This is a genomic window from Luteibacter rhizovicinus DSM 16549 (assembly GCF_001887595.1).
GTDB lineage: Bacteria > Pseudomonadota > Gammaproteobacteria > Xanthomonadales > Rhodanobacteraceae > Luteibacter > Luteibacter rhizovicinus.
The window spans coordinates 229,187-250,934 of the sequence record NZ_CP017480.1; the positions used below are offsets into that span (position 1 = coordinate 229,187).

The following is a 21,748-nucleotide window of genomic DNA, read 5'->3' on the forward strand; positions in this document are numbered from 1 at the left end:
GATGAAACGCGTCGTCGTTACAGGCATCGGCGGCATCACCCCGCTCGGCCACGACTGGACCACCATCCAGGCGCGCCTGCGACAGTTCCGCAACGCCGTGCGCCGTATGCACGAATGGGATTACTTCGACGCGCTGAACGGACGACTCGGCTGCCCCGTCGACGATTTCAGCTTGCCGTCGAACTGGTCCAGGAAACACGTGCGCTCGATGGGCCGCGTGGCCCAGCTTGCTGTCGCCGCCAGCGAGCGTGCGCTCGACGATGCCGGTCTGCTTGGCAACCCCGACATCACCGATGGCCGCATGGGTGTGGCCTATGGCTCGTCCGGCGGCAGCATCGAGCCGGCGAAGACCATTGGGCGCATGCTCGAGACCGGCTCCATGCAAGGCGTCACCGCGACCAGCTACATCCAGATGATGGCCCACACCACGGCCGTGAACGTCGGCGTGTTCTTCGGCCTGAAGGGTCGCATCATCACCACGTCGAGCGCCTGCACGTCCGGCAGCCAGGCCATCGGCTATGGCTACGAAGCGATCCAGAACGGCAAGCAGACGATGATGCTCTGCGGCGGTGCCGAAGAGCTGTCCGGCCCCGGAGCCGCCGTGTTCGACACGTTATTCGCGACGAGCACGCGTAACGATACGCCACAGGTGACGCCGCGCCCGTTCGATGCGAAGCGCGACGGACTCGTCGTCGGCGAAGGTGCCACCACGCTGGTCCTCGAAGAATACGAACACGCCGTCGCACGCGGCGCACGCATCTACGCGGAGATCGCCGGCTTCGGCACCAACTCCGACGGTCAGCACATTACGCAACCCACACGGGAGACGATGGCTGCGGCCATGCGCATGGCGCTCGCCGATGCCGACCTGCCGCCCGCGGCGATCGGCTACGTGAGTGCGCACGGCACCGCGACCGATCGCGGTGATGTGGCGGAAAGCCATGCCACGGCGGACGTGCTCGGCACCGGCGTGCCGATCAGCTCGATGAAAAGCTACGTCGGCCACACCCTCGGCGCCTGCGGCGCGATGGAAGCCTGGTGGGCGATCGAGATGATGCGTGGCGGCTGGTTTGCGCCGACAATCAACCTGGATGCGCCTGACCCCGAATGTGCCCCGCTGGATTATCTCACCGGCGAGGGCCGCGAGATCCGCACCGGTTACGTGATGAACAACAACTTCGCCTTCGGCGGCATCAATACGTCGCTGATCTTCAAGGCCTGCGGCTGATGAAGCGGGTCGTCGTCACCGGCATGGGTGCCGTGTCCTGTCTGGGCCCGGACCGTCATGCCTTGTTCGATGGCCTGCGCGAGCGCCGCGCGGGCTTTCGCGACATGCCCGATTTCGCCGCCCTGGGTATGCGCTGCCGCGTCGGCGCGCCTGCCGATACCGGCGACCTCGAGCCGCCCCATCGCAAGCTGCGTCGGTATCTGCCGCAGGCCGCGGAATACGCCTGGCACGCCACTCGCGAAGCGCTCGACGAAGCGGGGCTGGACGACGCCCGGATTCGCGAGCGCGACGTCGGCATCGTGATGGGCGCGTCGGCCGCCCTTTCCGAATACGAAGCGGGCCTGGACATGTTCCATGCGCGCGGCATCTCGCGCCTTTCGCCTTTCATCGTGCCGCGAAGCATGGGTAGCGCAGTGGCCGCCACGCTCACCCACGCCTTCGGCTTCGGCGGACGCGGCTTCACGGTCAGCTCGGCGTGCACGAGCGCGACGCATGCGATCGGCCAGGCGATGGAACTCATCCAGCTCGGGCGGCAGGAGATCGTCGTCTGCGGTGGCGCCGAAGAACTGCACGACAAGGCCGCGATGTGCTTCGACGTGATGAACGCGCTGTCGACGACGAGCGTGGCCGGCGAGCGGGTGGCCTGCCCTTACGACGCCGATCGCGATGGCATCGTCCTCGGCGGTGGTGCTGGCGTGCTGGTGCTGGAATCACTCGACCATGCACGTGCGCGCGGCGCGCGCATCCTGGCCGAACTCGTGGGCTACGGTGCGGCCTCGGACCCGGACGGGATGGTCAGCCCCGAGGCTGCCGGCATGGCCGACGCGATGCGCGAGGCCATCGACCTCGCCGGCGTGCTGCCCGACTACGTCAACACGCACGCCTGCGCCACCGTGCACGGCGATCTCGCCGAGTGGCAGGCGCTGAGCCAGGTCTTCGGCGAACGCGGCCACGCCGTGCCACCGATGTCCTCGATCAAGGGCCTGACCGGTCACGCTCCAGCCGCCGCCGGCGCCCTCGACGCCATCGCGTCGATCGCCATGATGGAGCACGGCGTACTGCTCGGCGGCGCGACACCGCTCACGCGCGATGCCGCCTTCGCCGATGCGCCCTTGATCGACGGTGAACTGGCCTTGCCCGTCGACAGCGTGATGTCGAACACCTTCGGCTTCGGCGGCAGCTGCGCCGCCCTGGTTTTCCGCCGTTACGCCGGGGCAGATGCATGATCGAGCTGACTATCGAGCGCTGGCGAGCGTGGGCGCCCGGCGTCGACGATCCCTCCGACTGGGCTGCGTGGTCGGCGTCGCCTCGCCCTCTGGACGACGACGGTGAGCAGCCCTCCTGCGACTTCGTCGCGCCGATGCAGCGCCGTCGCCTCAGTCGCCTCGCACGTATCGTGATGCATACGGCGTGGCCGATGTGCGCGGACGACGAGCAACTTCCTTTCGTCTTCGCCTCGCGACACGGCGAGACCACGCGCACCTTCGCCATGCTCGACGAGATCGGCCGCGAGGCGCCACTGTCGCCCACGCAGTTCGGACTGTCCGTGCACAACGCGATCGCCGGGCAGTGGTCGATCCTGCGCGGCCAGCGAGGCGAGTCCGTGGCGATCGCCGGTGAGGCCGATACCTTCGAGCATGCCATCGTCGAGGCCGCGGCCCTGCTGGGCGATGGCGCCCCGGCCGTGGTCGTCGTGATCGCCGAGGAACGCCCCGCATCAGCCTATGACGGCTGGATCGACGACGTACCGTTTTCCTACGCTGTCGCCCTGCGCGTCTCACACGCCGACGGATCGGCTGAGGGTCCGCGCTGGCGGCTGTCGCTTCGTGGTAATACGGAAGGTGAACCGTCGGCAGAGGGCCCGCATGCCCTGCGTTTCGTTCGCGCACTGCACGACGGCGCGCCCCTCGACCACCCGTGGAAGACACGACGATGGACATGGCAGCCGGTACCGTGACCCGCCGAGGCGATTTCTGGGCCTGGCGCTTCCTCTGCACCGCCCTGAGTTTCGCCCTGTTCGGCCTCGGTGGCATCGTGCTCCGCGTGGCCGTGCTGCCCTTCGTCCTCGCCTGGCCCGGACCGGAGGCCGTGCGCCGGCGGCGCGCGCGGCGAACGGTAGGCCGCGCGTTCTGGCTGCACTCGCAGTTCATGTACCGGACGGGCACGGTCGCCTTTCGCTTCGATGGCGTGGAACGCCTTGGCCTGCCCGGCCAGATGATCGTCGCCAATCACCCTTCCCTGATCGATGTGGTCTACCTGCTCGGCCACGTGCCGGAAGCCAATTGCGTGGTCAAGCACAGCCTGTGGAAGAACCCGTGCATGCGTGGTCCTGTCAGCGCGGCCGGTTACATCAGCAACGACGGTAGCGCCGAGATGCTCGACCGCGCCGCCGATGTGCTCCGCGACGGCCAGACGCTGATCATCTTTCCCGAAGGCACGCGCACCACGCCCGGCAAGGATCCCGTTTTTCACCGCGGTGCCGCTGCCATCGCGGTGCGCGGTGCCCGCATCGTGACTCCGGTGTTCATCTCGGTGGTACCGACCACGCTGACCAAGGCCGAGCCCTGGTACAGGGTGCCGCGCCGCCGCGTGCATGTGCATATCCGCGTCGGCGACGATATTCCGGTGGCGGCCTTCAGCGAACACGCTCCCGGGCCGATAGCCTCGCGTCGCCTCAACGAACATCTCCATCACCTCTACGCCAGGGAACTCAAGGCATGAACGACCTCGAACGGGATATCGCCGGACTCATCATCGAAACCCTCGCCCTCGACCACCTGAAAGTGGACGACATCACCGTGGACCAACCCTTGTTCGGCCAGGGGCTCGGTCTGGACTCGGTCGATGCGCTGGAACTCGCCCTCGCGCTGCAACAGCGTTACGGCCTGAAAATCGCCTCGGATTCGCGTGACGCGCGGCGTCATTTCGAAACGGTGTCGAGCCTCGCCCACTACGTCGAAGCGAACCGGGCCCCATGCGCAAGCTGAGCAGCCTCGTCCTCCTGCTGGTCGGGGTGCTCTATCCCTTCATCGTCTATTTCGGCATGGATCATGTGTCCACGCCGATCTTCGGGCTGATTCTCGGCGGCTTGTGGCTGGTGCGCGCGCCTGCCCTGTGGCACCAGCCCGGCGGTCGCTGGATGCTCGGTGTCACCCTGGTCTACTGCGCGGTGCTGGCCTTCGGGGGTGAGGACGACCTGCTGCGCTGGTATCCCAGCCTGATCTGCGCGCTGTTGCTGGCCGCGTTCGGGCTCAGCCTGAAGTTCGGGCCGCCGATGATCGAGCGCATCGCCCGCGTCACCGAACCCGACCTGCCGCCGGTGGCCGTGCGCTACACGCGCAAGGTCACCTGGGTATGGGTGGCGTTCTTCTTCCTCAACGGCACCGCCTCCGGCCTTCTCGCCAAGTGGGGGCCGCTGTCGTGGTGGACCTTCTACAACGGCATCCTGGCGTATTCGGTGATGGGCGTCCTTTTCCTGGGCGAGTGGATGTTGCGGCAGCGCCTGCGTCGCCGGATCAACAAGGCACCGATGGACGGCGCGGCCCAACGCCTGCTCTCGCATCCCTGGGTCGCGGATGCAGCGGGTGGCTACGCCGGCAAGCTGGGGCCGGGCATGGTCGTGGAGCTGGCTCACGCGGGACGCACCGCCCTGCTACGCCACGGCCGTGCCGGCGTCATCAACGAACTGGGCCAGCAGGCCGCCGGCGACGATGCCTTGTCGACGCCGATGGTCTGGCGCTTCGTCGATGTCCTGCCGGACGTCGCCCGAGCGGATGCGCTACTGCAGGCCGCCTTGCCGACCCTGCCACGGGTGCTCGGTGAACGCCTGGACGGCGACACGCATGTCATCGAGCTCGAGCTGCCGCTGGACCTGGCCTGCTTCGCCGAGCACTTTCCGGATGCGCCGGTACTCCCGGGCGTGGTCCAGATCGGCTGGGCGCTCGCCTTCGCGGCGCCGCGACTCGGTACTCCGACGACGTGCCGTGGCATCGACGCGCTGAAATTCCAGCGCCTGCTCCGTCCGGGGGATCGTATCGAGCTGACGTTGCGTTACGACGCCGTTCGCGAACGCCTGCATTTCGCCTACCGCACCGGCGACGCACACTACTCTTCCGCGCACCTGCGCCTGGAAGGCGCCCATGCCTGATGCCGCCGCCACACACTGGGCCGCCAAAAGGGAGCGCGGGAGCTTTCTCGGCATGAAGCTCACCTCGATCGCCGTGCGCCTGCTCGGGCGTCGACCGGTCGCGCCGGTGATCTATCTCATCGTGCTGTACTTCTTCGTGACCGGTCGCGGCACGCGGCGCATCGTCGCCGACTACCAGCAGCGACTGGCGGCCTGGAGCGGACGCGCCGACCTCTTTCCGCGCACGGGTCCCGTGCTTGCCCAGTACCTCGCCTTCGGCGAATGCATGCTCGATCGTTTCGACGTCTGGCGGGGCAAGCTGTGCCTGTCCTCGGTCGACATGGACGATCCCGACGGGGTGCGCGATGCCCTCCGTTCGGGCGGCCGCGGGCAGCTGCTGGTCTGCACCCACCTGGGCAACCTGGACGTGTGCCGGGCCATGGCCGAGATCGGCGAAGGCGTCGCGCTGAACGTGCTCATGCACCTGCCGAACGCGGCGCACTTCAACCGCCTGCTCGGCGAATCGGGCGACCGTCGCCTGCGCCTGATGCATGTCGGCGACCTCGATACCGCCGCGATGATGGACTTGTCGCAACGCCTGGAGCGCGGGGAATGGGTCGCCATCGCCGGCGACCGCGTCCCCGAACATGGCGGTCGCCGCGTGAACGCCGATTTCCTCGGCGCGCCGGCCGCCTTTCCGCAAGGCCCCTGGTTGATGGCCGCCATGCTGCGATGCCCGGTCAACCTGGTCTGTTGCCTCAAGCGCGCAGGCCGTTACACGATCCACCTGCGCCGATTCGACGACGCTTCCACGTGGGAGCGTTCGACACGCGATGCCGCCATTGCCGGCGCCGTCACCCGTTATGCCGCGTGGCTCGCCCAGCATTGCCTCGCTGCGCCGCTGCAATGGTTCAATTTCCACGCGTACTGGCACGGTACGAACGGAGCCCCCGATGCGCGCTAACGGTGTATTCGCCGTCGATACCGAGCTGACCGTTCCCTTCTTCGATGTCGATTCGATGGAGGTCGTCTGGCACGGCCACTATGTGAAGTATCTCGAGATCGCGCGTTGTGCCTTGCTCGATGCGCTCGGCCACGGCTATGTACGCATGAAGGACACGGGTTATGCGTGGCCGATCATCGACCTGCAGCTGCGCTACGCGCGAGCCGCGCGCTTCGGCCAGGCCCTGGTCGTGCGCGCCGAACTGGTCGAATGGCAGAACCGCCTGAAAATTCACTACACCCTCAGCGACGCCGCCAGCGGCGAGCGACTGACCCGGGCCAGCACCATCCAGGTCGCGGTCAAGCTCGCCGACGGCGAGATGCAGCTGGTCTCCCCTTCCGTTTTCATCGACGACATCGAGCGCCATCTGGCGCGTCATTCGTCACCCTGATCGCCATGGACGCCTCACCGATGAAGTACGCCAGCGCCACTTATGTCGAGGAAACCCGGATCGGTTTCGTCTTCCTGCGCACCCATACCTGGCAGCACCACGTACTGCGGGTGGCCATCAATGACCTCAAGCGCCTGGCCGGCGAACCCGTGCCGCAGGGTGGCACGCTGCTCGATGTCGGCTGTGGCCAGGGTCGCTCGTTCCGGTATCTGCGTGACGTGTTCGCCCCCACGCGCATGCTCGGTCTGGATGCGGATCCACACAGTATCGACCTGTCCCGTGAAGAGACCGCGCGTGAAGGCATCGACGTGGAGCTGTTCACGAGTGACTGCGCACGCATCGACCTTGCCGACGCCAGCGTCGACACGGTCTTCTGTCACCAGACCTTCCATCACCTGGTCGAGCAGGAACGCGCGCTCGACGAGTTCTGGCGCGTGCTCAAGCCGGGCGGGCTGCTGCTGTTCGCCGAGTCCACCAAGGCGTACATCGACAGCTGGGTGATCCGCTGGTTCTTCCGCCACCCGATGCACGTGCAGAAGACGGCCGACGAGTATGTCGCGATGCTGCGCGCCCGCGGGTTCGTCTTCACGGATGCTCAGGTGTCCTTGCCCTATCTCTGGTGGAGCCGGGCAAAAGATTTCGGCCTGCTGGAACGCTGGGGCATCAAGGCCGCGCCGCCCGTGGGCAAGCGCGAGGAGACCCTGGTAAACGTTGCCGCGCGCAAGCCGGGCTGATCGGATGACGACCTACCTGAACGCCCTTGGTGTCGTGTGCTCGCTCGGTGCGGGCAAGCAGCCGGTGGCAGAAGCGCTGTTCCACGCCGCCGATCACGGCATAGGCGATCTGGACGGCTGGGTGCCGGGACAGACGCTTCCCGTCGGCCGAGCCTCCGCCACGCTGCCCCAGCTTCCCGCAGAACTCTCGCACCGAGACACGCGCAACAACCGCCTGCTGCTGCTCGCCGCGCAAGAGATCGAGGCGGACCTCCGCAACGCGATCGCAGGCTTCGGCGCCGAGCGCGTCGGTATTGTCATCGGCACCAGCACCACCGGCATCGAGGAAGCGACGTGTAGCATCGCGACGCGTGGCCGGACGGGGGCGTGGCCGGAGGACTATCGGTATACCGACCAGGAGCTGGGTGCACCGGCGGCCTTTCTCGCCGAGTGGTTGGGCGTCGCCGGCCCGGCCTACGGCATATCCACTGCCTGCACGTCCGGTGCCCGCGCCCTGCTCAGCGCCCAACGCCTGCTCAAGGCCGGACTATGCGACGCCGTGATCTGCGGCGGTGCCGATACCCTGTGCCGCCTGGCGACGAACGGTTTCCACGCGCTGGAAGCCACGGCGGCAGCGCGCTGCCGACCGTTTTCACGCCTGCGAGACGGTATCAACATCGGTGAGGCCGCCGCCGTGTTCCTGATGACGCGCGAGAACGCGCCTGTGGCGTTTCTCGGCGGCGGCGCGAGTTCCGACGCCTACCACATGTCCTCCCCGGAACCGGAAGGTCGCGGTGCCACCGATGCCATGGCACGGGCCCTGTCGTCCGCGGGCCTGGATGCGGGCATGATCGACTACGTGAACCTGCACGGCACCGCCACCGAACACAACGACGCCATGGAAAGCCGCGCCATCGCTGCGACCTTCGGTCGTCCCGTACCGTGCTCCTCGACCAAGGCGCTCACCGGCCATACGCTCGGCGCCGCCGGCGCGCTCGAGGCGGCGTTCTGCTGGCTCGCCCTTACCGATCGTCAGCGGCGCCTGCCGCCACACGTGTGGGATGGTGAAGTCGACCCGTCGCTTCCGCCACTGGCCTTCACCGACCGCGACAGCCGCCTGTCGCCAGGTCGACGTCACCTGATGAGCAACTCCTTCGCGTTCGGCGGCAATAACGCGAGCCTGATCCTGGCGAACGCACCATGACCCTGTGGCCTGTCGAACAATTGCTCACACACGCGGGACGCATGATCCTGCTGGACCGGGTGGTGGAATGGGACGCCGAACGCATCGTCTGCGAGCGCGTCATCCGCAAAGGCGACGCATTCATCGAGGCCGACGGTTTGCCTGGCTGGGCCGGCATCGAGTTGATGGCGCAGACGATCGCCGCCTGGAACGGCTGCCAGGTGCTCGCCGCCGGTGGGACGATCCGCCCCGGCTTCCTGCTGGGCACGCGCAGCTATCGTGTGGACGCCGATGTCTTCGCGATCGGGGCGAGGCTCGTCATCGAAGCCGTGCGAACCTTCCATGACGACGATGGCATGGCCGCCTTCAGCTGTCGCGTCGATACCGCGGGCGTGCACGCCGAGGCGCGCCTGACGGTGTTCAGCCCGCCGGATCCGACCCCCTTTCTCGATCCACGCAACACTCTCGATTCCAAGGGAACCGCGCCATGAACGACACCGTCCTCATCACCGGCTCCAGCCGCGGTATCGGCCGCGCCATCGCGCTGAACCTCGCCGATGCCGGCTACGACATCGTCGTGCACTGCCGCTCGCGGCGCGAGGAAGCCGACGCCGTCGTCGCCGAGATCATCGCCAAGGGCCGTGCGGCGCGCGTCATGCAATTCGATATTGCCGACCGCGCAGCGTCGGCGGCGGCACTGGAAGCCGATGTCGGTGAGCACGGCGCCTACTACGGTGTGGTCTGCAACGCGGGTCTCACGCGTGACGGGGCCTTCCCCGGCCTGACGTCCGAGGATTGGGATCAGGTGCTGCGGACCAACCTCGACGGCTTCTACAACGTGCTGCACCCGCTGGTGATGCCGATGATTCGTCGCCGCAAGCCCGGCCGCATCGTCTGCATCACCTCGGTCTCCGGCATCATCGGCAACCGCGGGCAGGTCAATTACAGCGCGTCGAAGGCCGGTGTCATCGGTGCGGCGAAAGCACTTGCCGTGGAACTGGCCAAGCGCAAGATCACGGTGAACTGCGTGGCACCTGGCCTGATCGATACGGACATGCTCGACCCGGACGTACCGGTGGAGCAAATCCTCAAGGTCATCCCGATGGAGCGTACGGGCACGCCGGAAGAAGTCGCCGCGGCCGTGCGCTTCCTGATCAGTCCGGAGGCGGCGTACATCACGCGGCAGGTCCTGGCGGTCAACGGCGGGCTTTGCTGACAATGGATAGCGCGTATGCGAGCGCGCCCGGTGTCGACCCTCGCTATCAGCGGGCCCTTCGCCTCATGCAGCGCGAGGGCAACGAGGCTGCCGCCTACTCCTTGCTGAGAGCGGCTGCGGATGACGGTGACGGAATGTCGATATACGCGATCGCGACCTGGCTCCTGCACGGCACGTATGTGCGACGGAACCTGAAGGAGGGCAACAGGCTACTCCGCCTCGCCGCCGACGAAAACATCGCTTCCGCCTGTTCGGACCTTGCCGTGTCTTACTACCGGGGATGGGGAATCCGACAGAGTTACAACGAAGCGGCGAGGTATTACCTGCGCGCCTTTCTTCTCGGTGATGTGGCAGCTGCGGAGTGGATCGAGAAGTTGTTTTACTGGGAAGGTACAAAGATCGCGCCGCGCACGGTAGCGCGGGAATTCGGCCGTCTCCAGGCCGCGCGAGGGCTTTAGATCCGGGACGCCATACGCGCTGCACGGTAAAGTAAGGCCATGCCCTCCTTACGTCATCTCGCCGAATCCGACCGCTTCGCCGATGTCCTTCGCACTTTCCTCGCGTTAGCGGGCATCACGGCATGGTGCACGACCGTCGGCCCCGCCAGCGCCATCGTCCCCGCGCTCCTCGGCGCCATCGCCTGTGCGCTGGCCGAGACCGACGATGCCTGGCGCGGACGGTTGCGCGGGCTCGTCGTCACCCTCCTCTGCTTCGCCGCGGCCGCTGCCGGCGTGAAAGCCCTGATCGGCCAACCCATCTTCTTCGCCGTCGCGCTGCCGCTGGGAACCTTCATCCTCGTGATGCTCGGCGCGGCCAGCGGTCGCTATGCGACCATCGCCACCGCCACGCTGATCCTCTCGGTCTACACCATGATCGCCTCCGATGCGGCCGCGGCAGGCACCGATAACGAGGGCACGCTGGCCATCCTTGCCGGTGCGGCGTGGTACGGATTGCTTTCGTTGATCTGGAGCGCGCTCGCCCCGCAGCGTGCAGTACGTCATTCGCTGGCACGCCTGTTCGAATCGCTCGCTGTGCTCATCGAAGCCAAGGCTGCGCTCTTCGAACCCGTGCACGGCCTCGACCGTGACGCCCTCGACGTCGAATTTTCGAAGCGCAACCTGCGCACCGTCGAAGCCCTGACCGACGCACGCACCGCGCTGATCGACCGCATCGGCCGACGACAACCGCGAGGACGCAGCGCGGCAAGGCTGGCCATGTTCTTCGTCGCGCAGGACATCCATGAGCGCATCAGCTCCTCGCACTATCCCTACGACGAACTCGCCGACGCGCTGTACCACAGCGACCTCATGTTCCGTTTCGGGCGCCTGCTTCGCCTGCAGGCGATCGCGTGCCGGGAGCGTGCCGACGCCATACGGCGCATCGCACCGCTGAGCTCCATCGCCCTGCCACGAGGCGCCCTGGACGACCTGCGCGAGGCCATGGCATACCGCCGGCGCAGCGACCCACCCGATCAAGCCATCGGCGACGCCCTCTCCGCCTTGATGGACAATATGGAACACCTGCAGGCCGCGATCGAGGATGAAGGCAGTCTGCCGCAGGATATGGACACGTCGCTGCAAGGCAACGAGCCGTCGTCGCTGAAGGACGCCGCCGCCCGCGTGCGCATCCGGCTCAACCGGCGCTCCATGCATTTTCGTCATGCCGTGCGTCTGGCCGCCGGCATGCTCGGCGGCTACCTGCTCATGCTCGCGCTGCATCCCACGCACGGCTACTGGATCCTGCTGACCACGCTTTTCGTCTGCCAGCCGAGCTACGGCAGCACGCGCCGTCGCCTCGTCCAACGGGTGGTGGGTACCACCGCAGGCCTCGTGGCGGGCTGGGCCATGCTTCGCCTGATGCCCGGCGGCGACTGGCGCCTGCCGGTCCTGGTCGCCACCGGCGCCGGTTTCTTCGCCTTCCGCTTCCGTCGCTACGCCCTGGCGACCGCCGTCATCACGCTGTTCGTCCTGCTTTGCTTCGACCGCGTCGGTGCGGGCTACGACGCCATCGGCCCGCGACTGCTCGACACCTTGCTGGGCGCCCTCGTCGCCGCCGGGGGGATCCGCTTTGTCCTCCCGGACTGGCGTGTACGCCGTCTCGACGACGTGGTGGCCGACGCCCTGCTTGCCTACGGGCGCTACCTCGAGCGCATAGCGGCGCAATACCGGACCGGGAAGGCCGACGATCTGTCCTACCGCGTCGCCCGCCGCGACGCGCACGCCGCGCAGGCCGCCGTTGCCGGCAACGTGACCGAATTGCTTGCCGAACCAGGTCACCCAAGGGAACGTGGCGAGCGCGCACTGCGCCTGCTCACCGCCCTCCAGGCCGGTCTGGCGCACCTGTCCACCCTGGGTGCCCACCGCCAGGCCCTGGCCGCGGACGATGCCGCCGCCGTTGAGGCGCTCGCCCGGCGGATCACCCATGGCCTGGACGCCCTCGCCGAGCACGTACGGGCCGGTTCGCCCGCCCCGCTACTGAGCACCTCGGCCTTCCTCGTTGGCACCTCGCTGCGTGTCACGGCGGCCCCCGAGGCCGTGCGGCTGGTGGACCGCCAGTGCCTCCTCCTGGTTCGAGTCCACGACCGCATCGCAGCCATGCCGGAGGCCTGATTGCTGCGTCGCGCCGTGGATTGGCGTCCCCGGCGCGTTACGATGGGAAGCTTTTTCCCCGTATCCCCCCGGAGTTGCACGTATGCGCCCGTTTTCCCTCGGTGAAGACCTCGACCTCCTGCGCGAAAGCGTCCACGCCTTCGCCGAGAAGGAAATCGCCCCACGCGCCGATCGCATCGATCGCGAAAACGTCTTCCCGGAAGACCTCTGGCTGAAGTTCGGCGAGATGGGCCTGCTCGGCGTGACCGTGCCCGAGGAATTCGGCGGCTCCGGCCTCGGCTTCCTCGCCCACATGATCGCGATGGAGGAGATTTCCCGCGCCTCGGCCTCGGTCGGCCTCTCCTACGGTGCGCACTCCAACCTGTGCGTGCAGAACATCTACCACAACGGCAACGACGAGCAGCGCCGCAAGTACCTGCCCAAGCTCACCAGCGGTGAGTGGGTGGGCGCGCTGGCGATGAGCGAGCCCGGTGCCGGTTCCGACGTGGTCGGCTCGATGAGCTGCCGCGCCGAGCTCGTCGGCGACGTCTGGGTCGCCAACGGCACGAAGATGTGGATCACCAACGGTCCCGACGCCGACGTCCTGCTGGTCTACATGCGCACCGCGCCACGTCCCGCCGGCAGCCGCTGCATGACCGCCTTCATCATCGAAAAGGGCATGAAGGGCTTCTCCACCGCGCAGAAGCTCGACAAGCTCGGCATGCGCGGCTCGAACACCTGCGAGCTGGTCTTCGACAACTGTGAAATTCCCGCCGAGAACATCGTCGGCGAGGTGAACGAAGGCGTCCGCGTGCTCATGGGTGGTCTGGACACCGAGCGCCTGGTGCTCTCCGGCGGCCCGATCGGCATCATGCAGGCCGCCGTGGACCTCGTGCTGCCGTACGTGCGCGAGCGCAAGCAGTTCAACGCGCCGATCGGCACGTTCGGCATGATGCAGGCCAAGGTGGCCGACATGTACACCGCACTGCAATCTTCACGCGGCTTCGCGTATATGGTGGCTCAGCAATTCGACAACGGCGTGAAGTCGCGCATCGATCCGGCGGCCTGCCTGCTCAATGCCTCGACCAATGCGGTCAAGGTCGCTCTCGAGGCGATCCAGTCGCTCGGCGGTAACGGTTACATCAACGAGTTCCCCGCGGGGCGCCTGTTGCGCGATGCGAAGCTCTACGAAATCGGTGCAGGTACCAACGAAATTCGTCGCATGCTTATCGGACGCGAGCTGTTCCACGGCAAGTCATAACGAGCACAGCTTTCGTTTTGCGACATCGGCCGCTCCCACGCGAAGGTGGGGCGGCCTTTTTTTTGTCACCAGGCCAGGCGATAGCTCAGGCTTGCCGAGTGCGAGTGATCGCGATCGGCGAAGCGCTGATCCACGTCCATGGCGAACTGTGAGCGTTCGCTCAGGTCCATGGCCATCGTGAAGCCTGCGGTACCCGCGCGACGCGACAGGCCGATGCCGTCGACCGGTGCCCACTGCGCGATGCCGTTGTAGCGCGCCGAGAACACTTCGCCCTTCGTCGCAAAGGCGTTCTGCCAACCGAGCTTGGCGTCGACACGCAGCTTGCCGTACGAGGTCAGCCACGTGCTTCCGGCACGCAGACCAAAACCGGCCTGCCAGCGGGAAGTCGTCTGGCCATCCGCGGCCAGGCCGAAGCCATCGCCGCCGGCTTCCTGGAATCCCGCGCGACGGATGCTGGCGAACTCGGTGTTCACGTATGGCGTAAGCGTGAAGGCGCCGACGTTGGCGCGATAGCCGAACTCGCCATAGGCCACGTTGTAGCGACCGTTGTTGTCCGCACCCGCGAACGTACCCTGGTCACCCAGACGCAGCAGGCGCTGCGTATCGCCACGGAAGCTGCCGAAGCCGAAGCGGCCCACGCCGTACCAGTTGGCGCCGCGCGAACCGGCGTACAGCATGCCTTCCGTCGCACGATTGGTCTGCCGATCCAGGCTGCCGGACAGCTGCCCCGTACTGCGCATCTGGCTGACCGCCACACCGGCGAGACCGTTGCTGCCGAGCTTGACGTCGTTGCCGACCACGCCACCGTCGAGGTTGAAGTTCACGTTGCCGAAGCCCGCGCGGCTGAGGCCGCCCTGCGAACCGAGCGACTGTGTCCAGGCGCCCGTCGGGCCCTGCTGGTCGAGATGGTTGATCAGCGCTTCATTGCCCGCTTCGATACCCGCAAGCGTCACTGCCGTGCTCGCCGCATACAGCTGGCCGGAAAGCGATTCCAGCGACGCCTGTGCCACCTTCTGTGTCGAGGACTGCTGGATGCTTCCCGCCGCGATCAGCGTGCGCGGATCCACCGATGCCGCCGTGGGCGAACCGTTGGCCAGGCTGGCCGTGATCTGCGCGAAGGCACCGTCCAGGCGCTGCGCCGAATTCACCGCGGCCACCGACTGCGACATGCTCGTCGTCGCCACCTGGGTGATGCTGAGCGAGGTGGTGTTGAGCCAGACTTCCTGCGGTAGGTACTGCAGCGTCGAGCTGAGGAAGACACCGGGGCCCTGGGTCAGCGTGGCGAACGTGCCGGAGATCGCGTTCGCCGTGAGTACCTGCTGGTGCGATGTCACCGTATAGCCCGGCACGGCACCCGCGACGTAGAAGTCACCACCGAGATACGCCTTGCCGCTGACGATGAGCGGGGCGCCCAGCTTCTGCGACAGCCGGCCATTGGCCGCCTGGGAGAAATCGCCGCCCACGTGGGTCGACACATCCAGCGTGGCCAGTTGTCCGTTGTTGATGACGCCGCCGGCGATATTGCCATGCGCGATCAAGGTGCCCGAACCATTGGTGTAGGCACTGCCCGGAATCGCGTTCATCGCCTCCACCGTGGCGAAATCGTTCACCGTGGTACCGCCGGCGTACGTGTTGTTGCCCGACAGAGTCAGCTTGCCGTTGCCGGTGACGACGAGGCCGTTCGCGCCCTTGATGTCGTTGACGAAGGCCATGTCCTGGCCGGCGGACGTCGCCGCCTGGAAGTCGCCCCAGTCGAACGTCGCCGGGCCACGAATGGCGCGCCCGACATTCAAGGCGCCGTAGCCATAGACCGTATCGGGGCCTGCGACGCCGAGATCGTCCGCCGTACCGAGAATGATCTGCCGAACCGAGTTCACGCTCAGCGACGGGAAGGCCTGCATGACCACCGCGGCGGCGCCCGACACCTCGGGTGCGGCCAGCGAGGTTCCCGTCCAGACTTGATAGGACGTGTTCGCGGTGGTCGACGTGGCCGACGCGGTGATCACCTCGCCCGGTGCGGCCAGGCAGTAATTCATCGCGATGCCGCATTGATTGGAATACGAGGCGATCTGCGTGGGGTTGTTGCTGTCCAGTGCGACGACGACGAGCCAGCCTTGTTCGATACCCGCGGCTCTCGCAGGCAGGGCCGCGATATCGGACGGATTGGCACGGCTGTCGTTTCCGGCGGCAAAGACGAACAGATGGTTGGCCGTGAACGGCGCGTACGCACCCTGGAAGCTCTGGTTGGCAGCGCTATCGGTGGCGCTCCAGTACACCCCGCCCCAGGAATTGTTGATGACTTTCGCGCCGGCAGCGACCACATCGCTGTTGACCTTGCCGAGTGGGTCGGAATTCGTGGCCTGGTTGCCCTGGCCGGAGCCGTCGTCGGTCGGCGCCTTGTCGTTGATGATGCGGGCCGAAATGATGGTCGCGTCGGGGGCGACACCGCCGGCGAATTTGCCGAAAGCGCGTCCTGCTGCAATCTGCGCGACCGCCGTGCCGTGGCCGACGACATCGTCGACACCCGTGTTGTTCGTGCTGGGATCGACGTAGGTGAGATTGGCGGTGACGCGACCGGCGAGCGCCGGATGCGTCGAGGTGACACCACTGTCGATGATGCCGATGGCGACGCCCTTGCCGGTGAAGCCGGCGGCCTGGGCCACGTTGGCGCCGGTCAGCGAGAGCTGGGTGTCGAGCGGCGGATCGGGCTGGGTGGGCTGCGTCGGCGTGACCGGCGGCTTGACGGGCGCGATGGCGACGCCACCCCCACTGCTCTTGGTACCGCCGCCACCGCCGCCACAGGCGGCCAGCCCCAGGCTCAGGCACACGGCCATCGCCAACTCCCGCTGACGCGGAATCTTGCTTTCCATCACTTGTTCAACCCCTTCATTTCGACATCACTGTCTTGCGGCCGGTCTCCCCCGGCGGCGCCCTGGTGCGAATACTCGCATAGCACACCCGAGGAAGACGTGCAGCAGCGCACAGGGATGCGGCGGCGCAGATTGCCCCACCCCGCCCCCCACTGCGATACTCGACCGGTTTTCCGCCCCCACGGGCGGCCATGCGAGTCCCACGGAGTTCCCATGTCTGAGATCGTCATCGCGGGCGCCAAGCGCACCGCTATCGGTTCCTTCCTCGGCCAGTTCACCGGCGTCCCCACGCCGAAGCTCGGTGCCGTTGCCATCCGCGCCGCTCTCGAGCAGTCCGGCATTGCGCCGGCCGACGTCAGCGAAGTGATCATGGGCTGCGTGCTGCCCGCCAACCTCGGCCAGGCGCCGGCTCGCCAGGCGTCGCTCGAAGCCGGCCTGCCCGTCTCGGCCGGCTGCACCACCATCAACAAGGTCTGCGGCTCGGGCATGAAGGCGCTGATGCTCGCCCATGACCTGATCAAGGTCGGCTCGGCACGCGTCGTCGTCGCCGGCGGCATGGAATCGATGACCAATGCACCGCACATGGTCAACGCACGCACCGGTATTCGCTATGGCGACGGCCAGCTGGTCGACCACATGGCCTGGGACGGCCTGACCAATCCGTACGACGGTTTGTCGATGGGCGTGTTCGGCGAAAAGTGTGCGGACAAGTACACCTTTACGCGCGAAGAACAGGATGCTTACGCCATCGCGTCGGTGGAGCGTGCGCAGGCTGCGCAGAAAGCCAACGCGTTCGCCAACGAGATCGTTCCGGTGACCGTCCAGGGCCGCAAGGGTCCGCAGGACTTCGCCGAAGACGAACAGCCGGGCCGTTCCGACACCGCGAAGATCCCGACCCTGCGTGCGGCGTTCCGCAAGGAAAACGGCACGATTACGGCAGCCAGTTCGTCGAGCATCTCCGACGGTGCCGCCGCGCTCGTCCTGCTCGATGCCGACGATGCGAAGGCACGTGGTATTACCGCACTGGCGCGTATCGTTGCGCACGCCACGCATTCGCAGGAACCGGAGTGGTTCACTACCGCACCGGTCGGCGCCATTTCGAAAGTCCTCGAAAAAGCCGGCTGGAAAGCCGACGACGTGGATCTGTTTGAAATCAACGAGGCCTTTGCTGTCGTGCCGATGGCCGTCATGCGCGAGCTCGGCGTGCCGCACGACAAGATCAACGTCAACGGTGGCGCATGCGCCCTGGGCCATCCGATCGGCGCCAGCGGTGCACGTATCGTGGTGACTCTTCTCAATGCGTTGACAGCCCGTGGGGCAAAAAGGGGTGTCGCAGCGCTTTGTATTGGCGGCGGCGAGGCTACGGCGATCGCCATTGAACTGGTGTGAACCTGGCGTCGATAAACCGGGTGGGCGTTGTTTCCATAACGATCACGCGCTTTCCATGGGCTTTAACCCGCCCTGAAGCAGACCCTTTCGATCTGTAGCTAAGTAATAACAACTCGGCTATTAATACGCCCGCCTAACGGCATTCCACGGCTAAGGAGAAACACCATGAATTTGACGCGTACCCTTCTCGCCTCTGCGCTCGTCGCGCTTCTGGCAGCTTGCAGCAACGGCGCGACGGATTCCGCGCAGGACGCCCAGAAGTCGGCTGCAGATGCACAGCAGCAGGCTGACAAGGCACAGCAGGCCGCGGACCAGTCGCAGAACGCCGCGACCACGCAGGCTGCCGACCAGGCTCAGCAGTCCGCCGACCAGGCCAAGGACGCCGCAGGCCAGGCCCAGGCTGCTGCTTCCGCCTCGACCGCCGGCGGTACGCCGGAAGCCGCCAAGGACGCCGCTGCCAACGCTGCGGACCAGGCCGACAAGTCGGCTGATCAGGCCAAGGACGCTGCGTCCAACGCCAAGAGCGCAAAGGACGACAAGAAGAACTAAGCCTCGGCTTCGTTCTGTAGTCTGAAAACGGCCACCTTCGGGTGGCCGTTTTTTTGTTGCTCTGTGTGGGAGCCGATTCATCGGCGATCCCGCGGCAGCGGGCCAAGCTGCGGCGAGCACCCATTCGCCGATGAATCGGCTCCCACATAAATCGGCTCCCACACGTAGCAATTTGGCGCGCCGCAGCGTTTGCGCACCCGCCCGCCCCGCTATCATGGTCGTTTCGTCCCCGCGCGAACGCCCCCATGCCTATTCTCGACTCGCAGATCGACCCCCGCTCCGCCGACTTCCAGGCTGCCAGCCTGAAGCTGCGGGCGCTCACCGACGACCTGCGCGAAACACTCAGGCGCACGGCCGAAGGCGGCGGTGCCAAGGCACGCGAGAAGCACGTGGCCCGCGGCAAGCTCCTGCCGCGCGAACGCATCCGCGCCCTGCTCGATCCAGGCTCGCCCTTCCTTGAAATCGCGCCGCTCGCGGCGCATGGCATGTATGACGACGCCGCGCCCGCAGCCGGCGTGATCGCCGGCATCGGCCGGGTCATGGGCCAGGAAGTCGTGGTGCTGGCCAACGATGCAACGGTGAAGGGCGGCACGTACTTCCCCATGACGGTGAAAAAACACCTGCGGGCGCAGGAAGTCGCGATGGAAAATCGCCTGCCCTGCGTCTACCTGGTGGATTCCGGCGGCGCGTTCCTGCCGCTGCAGGACGAAGTCTTCCCCGATCGCGAGCACTTCGGCCGGATCTTCTACAACCAGGCACGCATGAGCGCGCAGGGCATCGCGCAGATCGCCGTGGTGATGGGTTCGTGCACCGCGGGCGGTGCCTACGTCCCGGCGATGAGCGACGAAACCATCATCGTGCGCGAACAGGGCACGATCTTCCTTGGCGGTCCGCCGCTGGTCAAAGCCGCCACCGGCGAAGTCGTCGACGCGGAAGCCCTCGGTGGTGCGGATGTGCACACCTCCATCTCGGGCGTGGCCGATCATTTCGCCGAGAACGATACCCACGCGCTGGCGATCGCCCGCGACATCGTCGGTTCGCTCAACCGCATCAAGAAAATGCCGCTTGCCGTGCGTCCTCCCCTGGAGCCGCGCTTTTCCGCCGAGGAACTCTACGGCGTGATCCCCGAGGACACGCGCCGTCCCTTCGATATCCGTGAAGTCATCGCGCGCGTCGTCGACGACTCCGAGTTCCACGAGTTCAAGGCGCGCTACGGCAAGACCCTGGTCACCGGCTTCGCGCACATCCACGGCTACCCCGTGGGTATCGTGGCCAACAATGGCATCCTGTTCGGCGAATCCGCGCAGAAGGGCGCGCATTTCATCGAGCTTTGCAACCAGCGCAACGTGCCGCTGGTGTTCCTGCAGAACATCACCGGTTTCATGGTCGGTCGCAAGTACGAAAACGCAGGCATCGCCAAGGATGGTGCGAAGATGGTCACCGCGGTGGCCTGTTCGCACGTACCCAAGTTCACCGTGGTCATTGGCGGAAGCTTCGGCGCCGGTAACTACGCCATGTGTGGCCGCGCCTATGGCGCACGCTTCCTGTGGATGTGGCCGAACGCGCGCATCAGCGTGATGGGCGGCGAACAGGCGGCGTCCGTGCTCGCCACCGTGCGACGCGACGGTATCGAAGCCGGCGGCGGCAGCTGGAGCGCCGAGGATGAAGAGGCTTTCAAGGCACCCGTGCGCGACCAGTACGAACGCCAGGGCCATCCGTACTACGCCAGTGCGCGCCTGTGGGACGACGGCATCATCGATCCCGCCGACACACGTCGCGTCCTGGGGTTGGCCATCTCGGCGTCGATGAACGCACCGATCGAGCAAGGCCGCTTTGGCGTCTTCCGTATGTAAGCGTTGGGCAGCGTGATAACCTCTCCGGTCCATGTCCGACTTCGACAACCGCCCGACTCCCGAGATCTTCACGCCGTCCGGTCTGAACCGACTGGTGCGCGATCTGCTGGAGGACGCCCTGCCGATGGGCGTGTGGATCGAAGGCGAGCTGTCCAACGTTTCGCGGCCGGCGTCGGGGCATATCTACTTCACCCTGAAGGATGCCAGCGCGCAGGTGCGTTGCGCGATGTTCCGCATGGCGGCGTCGCGGCTACGCTTTCGTCCCACCGACGGCATGCATGTGCTCATGCGCGCCAAAGTCGGCCTGTACGAAGCGCGCGGTGAGTTCCAGCTGGTCGCCGACCATATGGAACCTGCCGGTGAAGGTGCCCTGCAGCGCGAGTTCGAACAGCTCAAGGCGCGGCTGGGCGCGGAAGGATTGTTCGATCAGGATCGCAAGCGCGAGTTGCCGGCCTTTCCACGTCGTATCGGTGTCATCACCTCTCCCACCGGCGCGGCCATCCGCGACGTGCTGAGTGTGCTCGGTCGGCGGTTTGGCCTGGCCGAAGTGGACGTGCTGCCGGTGCCCGTACAGGGTCGCGAGGCGCCACCGGCGATTGCGTCCATGCTGCGTCGTGCATCGGCCAGTGGTCGCTATGACGTGATCCTCCTTACCCGCGGCGGCGGTTCGCTCGAAGATCTCTGGGCCTTCAACGACGAATCCGTCGCACGGGCGATCCACGCCAGCACCGTCCCGGTCGTCTCCGCCGTGGGCCATGAGGTGGATTTCACCATCGCCGACTTCGTCGCCGACTTGCGCGCGGCAACACCGTCCGCCGCCGCGGAACTGCTGGTGCCCGATGGCGCCGATCTCGCGCGCCGGCTCGACCGTCTCCGCCAGCGCATGGCCACCTTGATGGCCCGTCGCCTGCAGGCCGCCGCCCAGCGAGCCGATCACTGGCAGGCACGTCTCAACGCCCAGCGCCCCCAGGCGCGACTGGCGCGCGATGCGCAGCGCCTCGAGGGCCTGCGCCGGCGACTGCTCACATCTGCCAGCCAGGCGAATGCCTTGCGTCGTGCACGCCTCGACCGCTTACAGGCCCGTCTCGCCGCGCAACATCCCAAAGGCCGCCTGGTGCCTTCGACTCAGCGCATCGCCCAGCTGCGCCAGCGCATGGCGACGGCCATGTCGCGCCGCCTGGAACGCGATCGCCTTCGCCTTACCGAGCAAGCCCGCACGTTGCACGCCGTGAGCCCGCTGGCCACGTTGGAGCGCGGCTACGCCATCGTCTTCGATCAGCGGGATGCCGTGGTCAGGCATGCCGGCGATATCGCCGTCGGCGACCGCCTGCGAGTCATGCTTGGCGACGGCGAACTCAAGGTGCGTCGCGAGGACTGA

General features: G+C 66.7%; 20 protein-coding genes. 19 read left to right on the plus strand and 1 reads right to left on the minus strand.

What is annotated here, in order from left to right:
• Window position 1 precedes the first annotated feature (1 nt).
• The 15 genes from BJI69_RS01145 (at window position 2) to BJI69_RS01215 (ending at window position 13,709) form a co-directional block, all read left to right on the plus strand.
• Complete coding sequence (locus tag BJI69_RS01145; RefSeq protein WP_046966296.1) at window positions 2-1,228, plus strand: beta-ketoacyl-ACP synthase; 1,227 nt, start codon at window positions 2-4, stop codon at window positions 1,226-1,228.
• Window positions 1,228-2,454, plus strand: coding sequence for a beta-ketoacyl-[acyl-carrier-protein] synthase family protein (locus BJI69_RS01150; RefSeq protein WP_046966280.1), 1,227 nt, complete (start codon window positions 1,228-1,230; stop codon window positions 2,452-2,454). Before BJI69_RS01145 ends, BJI69_RS01150 begins: the two co-directional genes overlap by 1 nt.
• Window positions 2,451-3,185 carry a beta-ketoacyl synthase chain length factor gene (locus BJI69_RS01155; protein ID WP_046966281.1) on the plus strand — a complete coding sequence of 245 codons (735 nt, stop codon included), beginning with the start codon at window positions 2,451-2,453 and terminating at the stop codon, window positions 3,183-3,185. The genes BJI69_RS01150 and BJI69_RS01155 overlap by 4 nt, the downstream gene beginning before the upstream one ends.
• Window positions 3,167-3,949, plus strand: coding sequence for a lysophospholipid acyltransferase family protein (locus BJI69_RS01160; RefSeq protein WP_244465200.1), 783 nt, complete (start codon window positions 3,167-3,169; stop codon window positions 3,947-3,949). Before BJI69_RS01155 ends, BJI69_RS01160 begins: the two co-directional genes overlap by 19 nt.
• Window positions 3,946-4,215, plus strand: coding sequence for a phosphopantetheine-binding protein (locus BJI69_RS01165; RefSeq protein ID WP_046966283.1), 270 nt, complete (start codon window positions 3,946-3,948; stop codon window positions 4,213-4,215). The genes BJI69_RS01160 and BJI69_RS01165 overlap by 4 nt, the downstream gene beginning before the upstream one ends.
• On the plus strand, window positions 4,203-5,375 hold the full coding sequence (locus BJI69_RS22795) for an ApeI family dehydratase (RefSeq protein WP_071924836.1): 1,173 nt from the start codon (window positions 4,203-4,205) through the stop codon (window positions 5,373-5,375). The genes BJI69_RS01165 and BJI69_RS22795 overlap by 13 nt, the downstream gene beginning before the upstream one ends.
• Window positions 5,368-6,318 carry a lysophospholipid acyltransferase family protein gene (locus tag BJI69_RS01175; RefSeq protein WP_046966284.1) on the plus strand — a complete coding sequence of 317 codons (951 nt, stop codon included), beginning with the start codon at window positions 5,368-5,370 and terminating at the stop codon, window positions 6,316-6,318. The genes BJI69_RS22795 and BJI69_RS01175 overlap by 8 nt, the downstream gene beginning before the upstream one ends.
• Complete coding sequence (locus BJI69_RS01180) at window positions 6,308-6,748, plus strand: acyl-CoA thioesterase (protein ID WP_046966285.1); 441 nt, start codon at window positions 6,308-6,310, stop codon at window positions 6,746-6,748. The genes BJI69_RS01175 and BJI69_RS01180 overlap by 11 nt, the downstream gene beginning before the upstream one ends.
• Before the next feature lie 20 nt (window positions 6,749-6,768).
• On the plus strand, window positions 6,769-7,482 hold the full coding sequence (locus BJI69_RS01185) for a class I SAM-dependent methyltransferase (RefSeq protein ID WP_078022955.1): 714 nt from the start codon (window positions 6,769-6,771) through the stop codon (window positions 7,480-7,482).
• Window positions 7,483-7,486: 4 nt separating this feature from the next.
• The gene (locus tag BJI69_RS01190; RefSeq protein ID WP_046966287.1) at window positions 7,487-8,665 is read left to right on the plus strand and encodes a beta-ketoacyl-[acyl-carrier-protein] synthase family protein; all 1,179 of its coding nucleotides are present in this window, start codon (window positions 7,487-7,489) and stop codon (window positions 8,663-8,665) included.
• Window positions 8,662-9,135 (plus strand): hotdog family protein, encoded by a 474-nt coding sequence (locus BJI69_RS01195; protein ID WP_046966288.1) that lies wholly within the window; start codon window positions 8,662-8,664, stop codon window positions 9,133-9,135. Before BJI69_RS01190 ends, BJI69_RS01195 begins: the two co-directional genes overlap by 4 nt.
• Window positions 9,132-9,860, plus strand: coding sequence for a 3-oxoacyl-ACP reductase FabG (gene fabG / locus BJI69_RS01200; protein WP_046966289.1), 729 nt, complete (start codon window positions 9,132-9,134; stop codon window positions 9,858-9,860). The genes BJI69_RS01195 and fabG overlap by 4 nt, the downstream gene beginning before the upstream one ends.
• Window positions 9,861-9,862: 2 nt before the next feature.
• Complete coding sequence (locus BJI69_RS01205; protein WP_046966290.1) at window positions 9,863-10,318, plus strand: tetratricopeptide repeat protein; 456 nt, start codon at window positions 9,863-9,865, stop codon at window positions 10,316-10,318.
• Window positions 10,319-10,357: 39 nt separating this feature from the next.
• Window positions 10,358-12,469: a YccS family putative transporter gene (gene yccS, locus BJI69_RS01210; protein ID WP_046966291.1), complete on the plus strand. Its 2,112-nt coding sequence runs from the start codon at window positions 10,358-10,360 to the stop codon at window positions 12,467-12,469.
• Between the two features lie 82 nt (window positions 12,470-12,551).
• The gene (locus BJI69_RS01215) at window positions 12,552-13,709 is read left to right on the plus strand and encodes an isovaleryl-CoA dehydrogenase (protein ID WP_046966292.1); all 1,158 of its coding nucleotides are present in this window, start codon (window positions 12,552-12,554) and stop codon (window positions 13,707-13,709) included.
• A 65-nt stretch (window positions 13,710-13,774) separates the two neighbouring features.
• On the opposite strand, the gene BJI69_RS01220 is transcribed toward BJI69_RS01215, so the two are convergent.
• Window positions 13,775-16,579, minus strand: a complete 2,805-nt coding sequence (locus BJI69_RS01220) for an autotransporter serine protease (RefSeq protein ID WP_046966293.1) — start codon at window positions 16,577-16,579, stop codon at window positions 13,775-13,777.
• 213 nt (window positions 16,580-16,792) lie between these two features.
• Between BJI69_RS01220 and BJI69_RS01225 the strand changes: the two genes are divergently transcribed.
• The 4 genes from BJI69_RS01225 (at window position 16,793) to xseA (ending at window position 21,748) form a co-directional block, all read left to right on the plus strand.
• Window positions 16,793-17,968, plus strand: coding sequence for a thiolase family protein (locus BJI69_RS01225; protein WP_046966294.1), 1,176 nt, complete (start codon window positions 16,793-16,795; stop codon window positions 17,966-17,968).
• Between the two features lie 165 nt (window positions 17,969-18,133).
• The gene (locus tag BJI69_RS01230; RefSeq protein ID WP_046966295.1) at window positions 18,134-18,517 is read left to right on the plus strand and encodes a hypothetical protein; all 384 of its coding nucleotides are present in this window, start codon (window positions 18,134-18,136) and stop codon (window positions 18,515-18,517) included.
• 245 nt (window positions 18,518-18,762) lie between these two features.
• On the plus strand, window positions 18,763-20,370 hold the full coding sequence (locus BJI69_RS01235; protein ID WP_046969637.1) for a carboxyl transferase domain-containing protein: 1,608 nt from the start codon (window positions 18,763-18,765) through the stop codon (window positions 20,368-20,370).
• A 31-nt stretch (window positions 20,371-20,401) separates the two neighbouring features.
• Window positions 20,402-21,748: an exodeoxyribonuclease VII large subunit gene (xseA, locus tag BJI69_RS01240; protein ID WP_046969638.1), complete on the plus strand. Its 1,347-nt coding sequence runs from the start codon at window positions 20,402-20,404 to the stop codon at window positions 21,746-21,748.

Bases quoted from the DNA above. Each gene is read 5' to 3' on its own strand.
- BJI69_RS01145 (WP_046966296.1), top strand. From the start codon at position 2: ATGAAACGCGTCGTCGTTACAGGCATCGGCGGCATCACCCCGCTCGGC.
- BJI69_RS01150 (WP_046966280.1), top strand. From the start codon at position 1,228: ATGAAGCGGGTCGTCGTCACCGGCATGGGTGCCGTGTCCTGTCTGGGC.
- BJI69_RS01155 (WP_046966281.1), top strand. From the start codon at position 2,451: ATGATCGAGCTGACTATCGAGCGCTGGCGAGCGTGGGCGCCCGGCGTC.
- BJI69_RS01160 (WP_244465200.1), top strand. From the start codon at position 3,167: ATGGCAGCCGGTACCGTGACCCGCCGAGGCGATTTCTGGGCCTGGCGC.
- BJI69_RS01165 (WP_046966283.1), top strand. From the start codon at position 3,946: ATGAACGACCTCGAACGGGATATCGCCGGACTCATCATCGAAACCCTC.
- BJI69_RS22795 (WP_071924836.1), top strand. From the start codon at position 4,203: ATGCGCAAGCTGAGCAGCCTCGTCCTCCTGCTGGTCGGGGTGCTCTAT.
- BJI69_RS01175 (WP_046966284.1), top strand. From the start codon at position 5,368: ATGCCTGATGCCGCCGCCACACACTGGGCCGCCAAAAGGGAGCGCGGG.
- BJI69_RS01180 (WP_046966285.1), top strand. From the start codon at position 6,308: ATGCGCGCTAACGGTGTATTCGCCGTCGATACCGAGCTGACCGTTCCC.
- BJI69_RS01185 (WP_078022955.1), top strand. From the start codon at position 6,769: ATGAAGTACGCCAGCGCCACTTATGTCGAGGAAACCCGGATCGGTTTC.
- BJI69_RS01190 (WP_046966287.1), top strand. From the start codon at position 7,487: ATGACGACCTACCTGAACGCCCTTGGTGTCGTGTGCTCGCTCGGTGCG.
- BJI69_RS01195 (WP_046966288.1), top strand. From the start codon at position 8,662: ATGACCCTGTGGCCTGTCGAACAATTGCTCACACACGCGGGACGCATG.
- fabG (WP_046966289.1), top strand. From the start codon at position 9,132: ATGAACGACACCGTCCTCATCACCGGCTCCAGCCGCGGTATCGGCCGC.
- BJI69_RS01205 (WP_046966290.1), top strand. From the start codon at position 9,863: ATGGATAGCGCGTATGCGAGCGCGCCCGGTGTCGACCCTCGCTATCAG.
- yccS (WP_046966291.1), top strand. From the start codon at position 10,358: ATGCCCTCCTTACGTCATCTCGCCGAATCCGACCGCTTCGCCGATGTC.
- BJI69_RS01215 (WP_046966292.1), top strand. From the start codon at position 12,552: ATGCGCCCGTTTTCCCTCGGTGAAGACCTCGACCTCCTGCGCGAAAGC.
- BJI69_RS01220 (WP_046966293.1), bottom strand. From the start codon at position 16,579: ATGGAAAGCAAGATTCCGCGTCAGCGGGAGTTGGCGATGGCCGTGTGC.
- BJI69_RS01225 (WP_046966294.1), top strand. From the start codon at position 16,793: ATGTCTGAGATCGTCATCGCGGGCGCCAAGCGCACCGCTATCGGTTCC.
- BJI69_RS01230 (WP_046966295.1), top strand. From the start codon at position 18,134: ATGAATTTGACGCGTACCCTTCTCGCCTCTGCGCTCGTCGCGCTTCTG.
- BJI69_RS01235 (WP_046969637.1), top strand. From the start codon at position 18,763: ATGCCTATTCTCGACTCGCAGATCGACCCCCGCTCCGCCGACTTCCAG.
- xseA (WP_046969638.1), top strand. From the start codon at position 20,402: ATGTCCGACTTCGACAACCGCCCGACTCCCGAGATCTTCACGCCGTCC.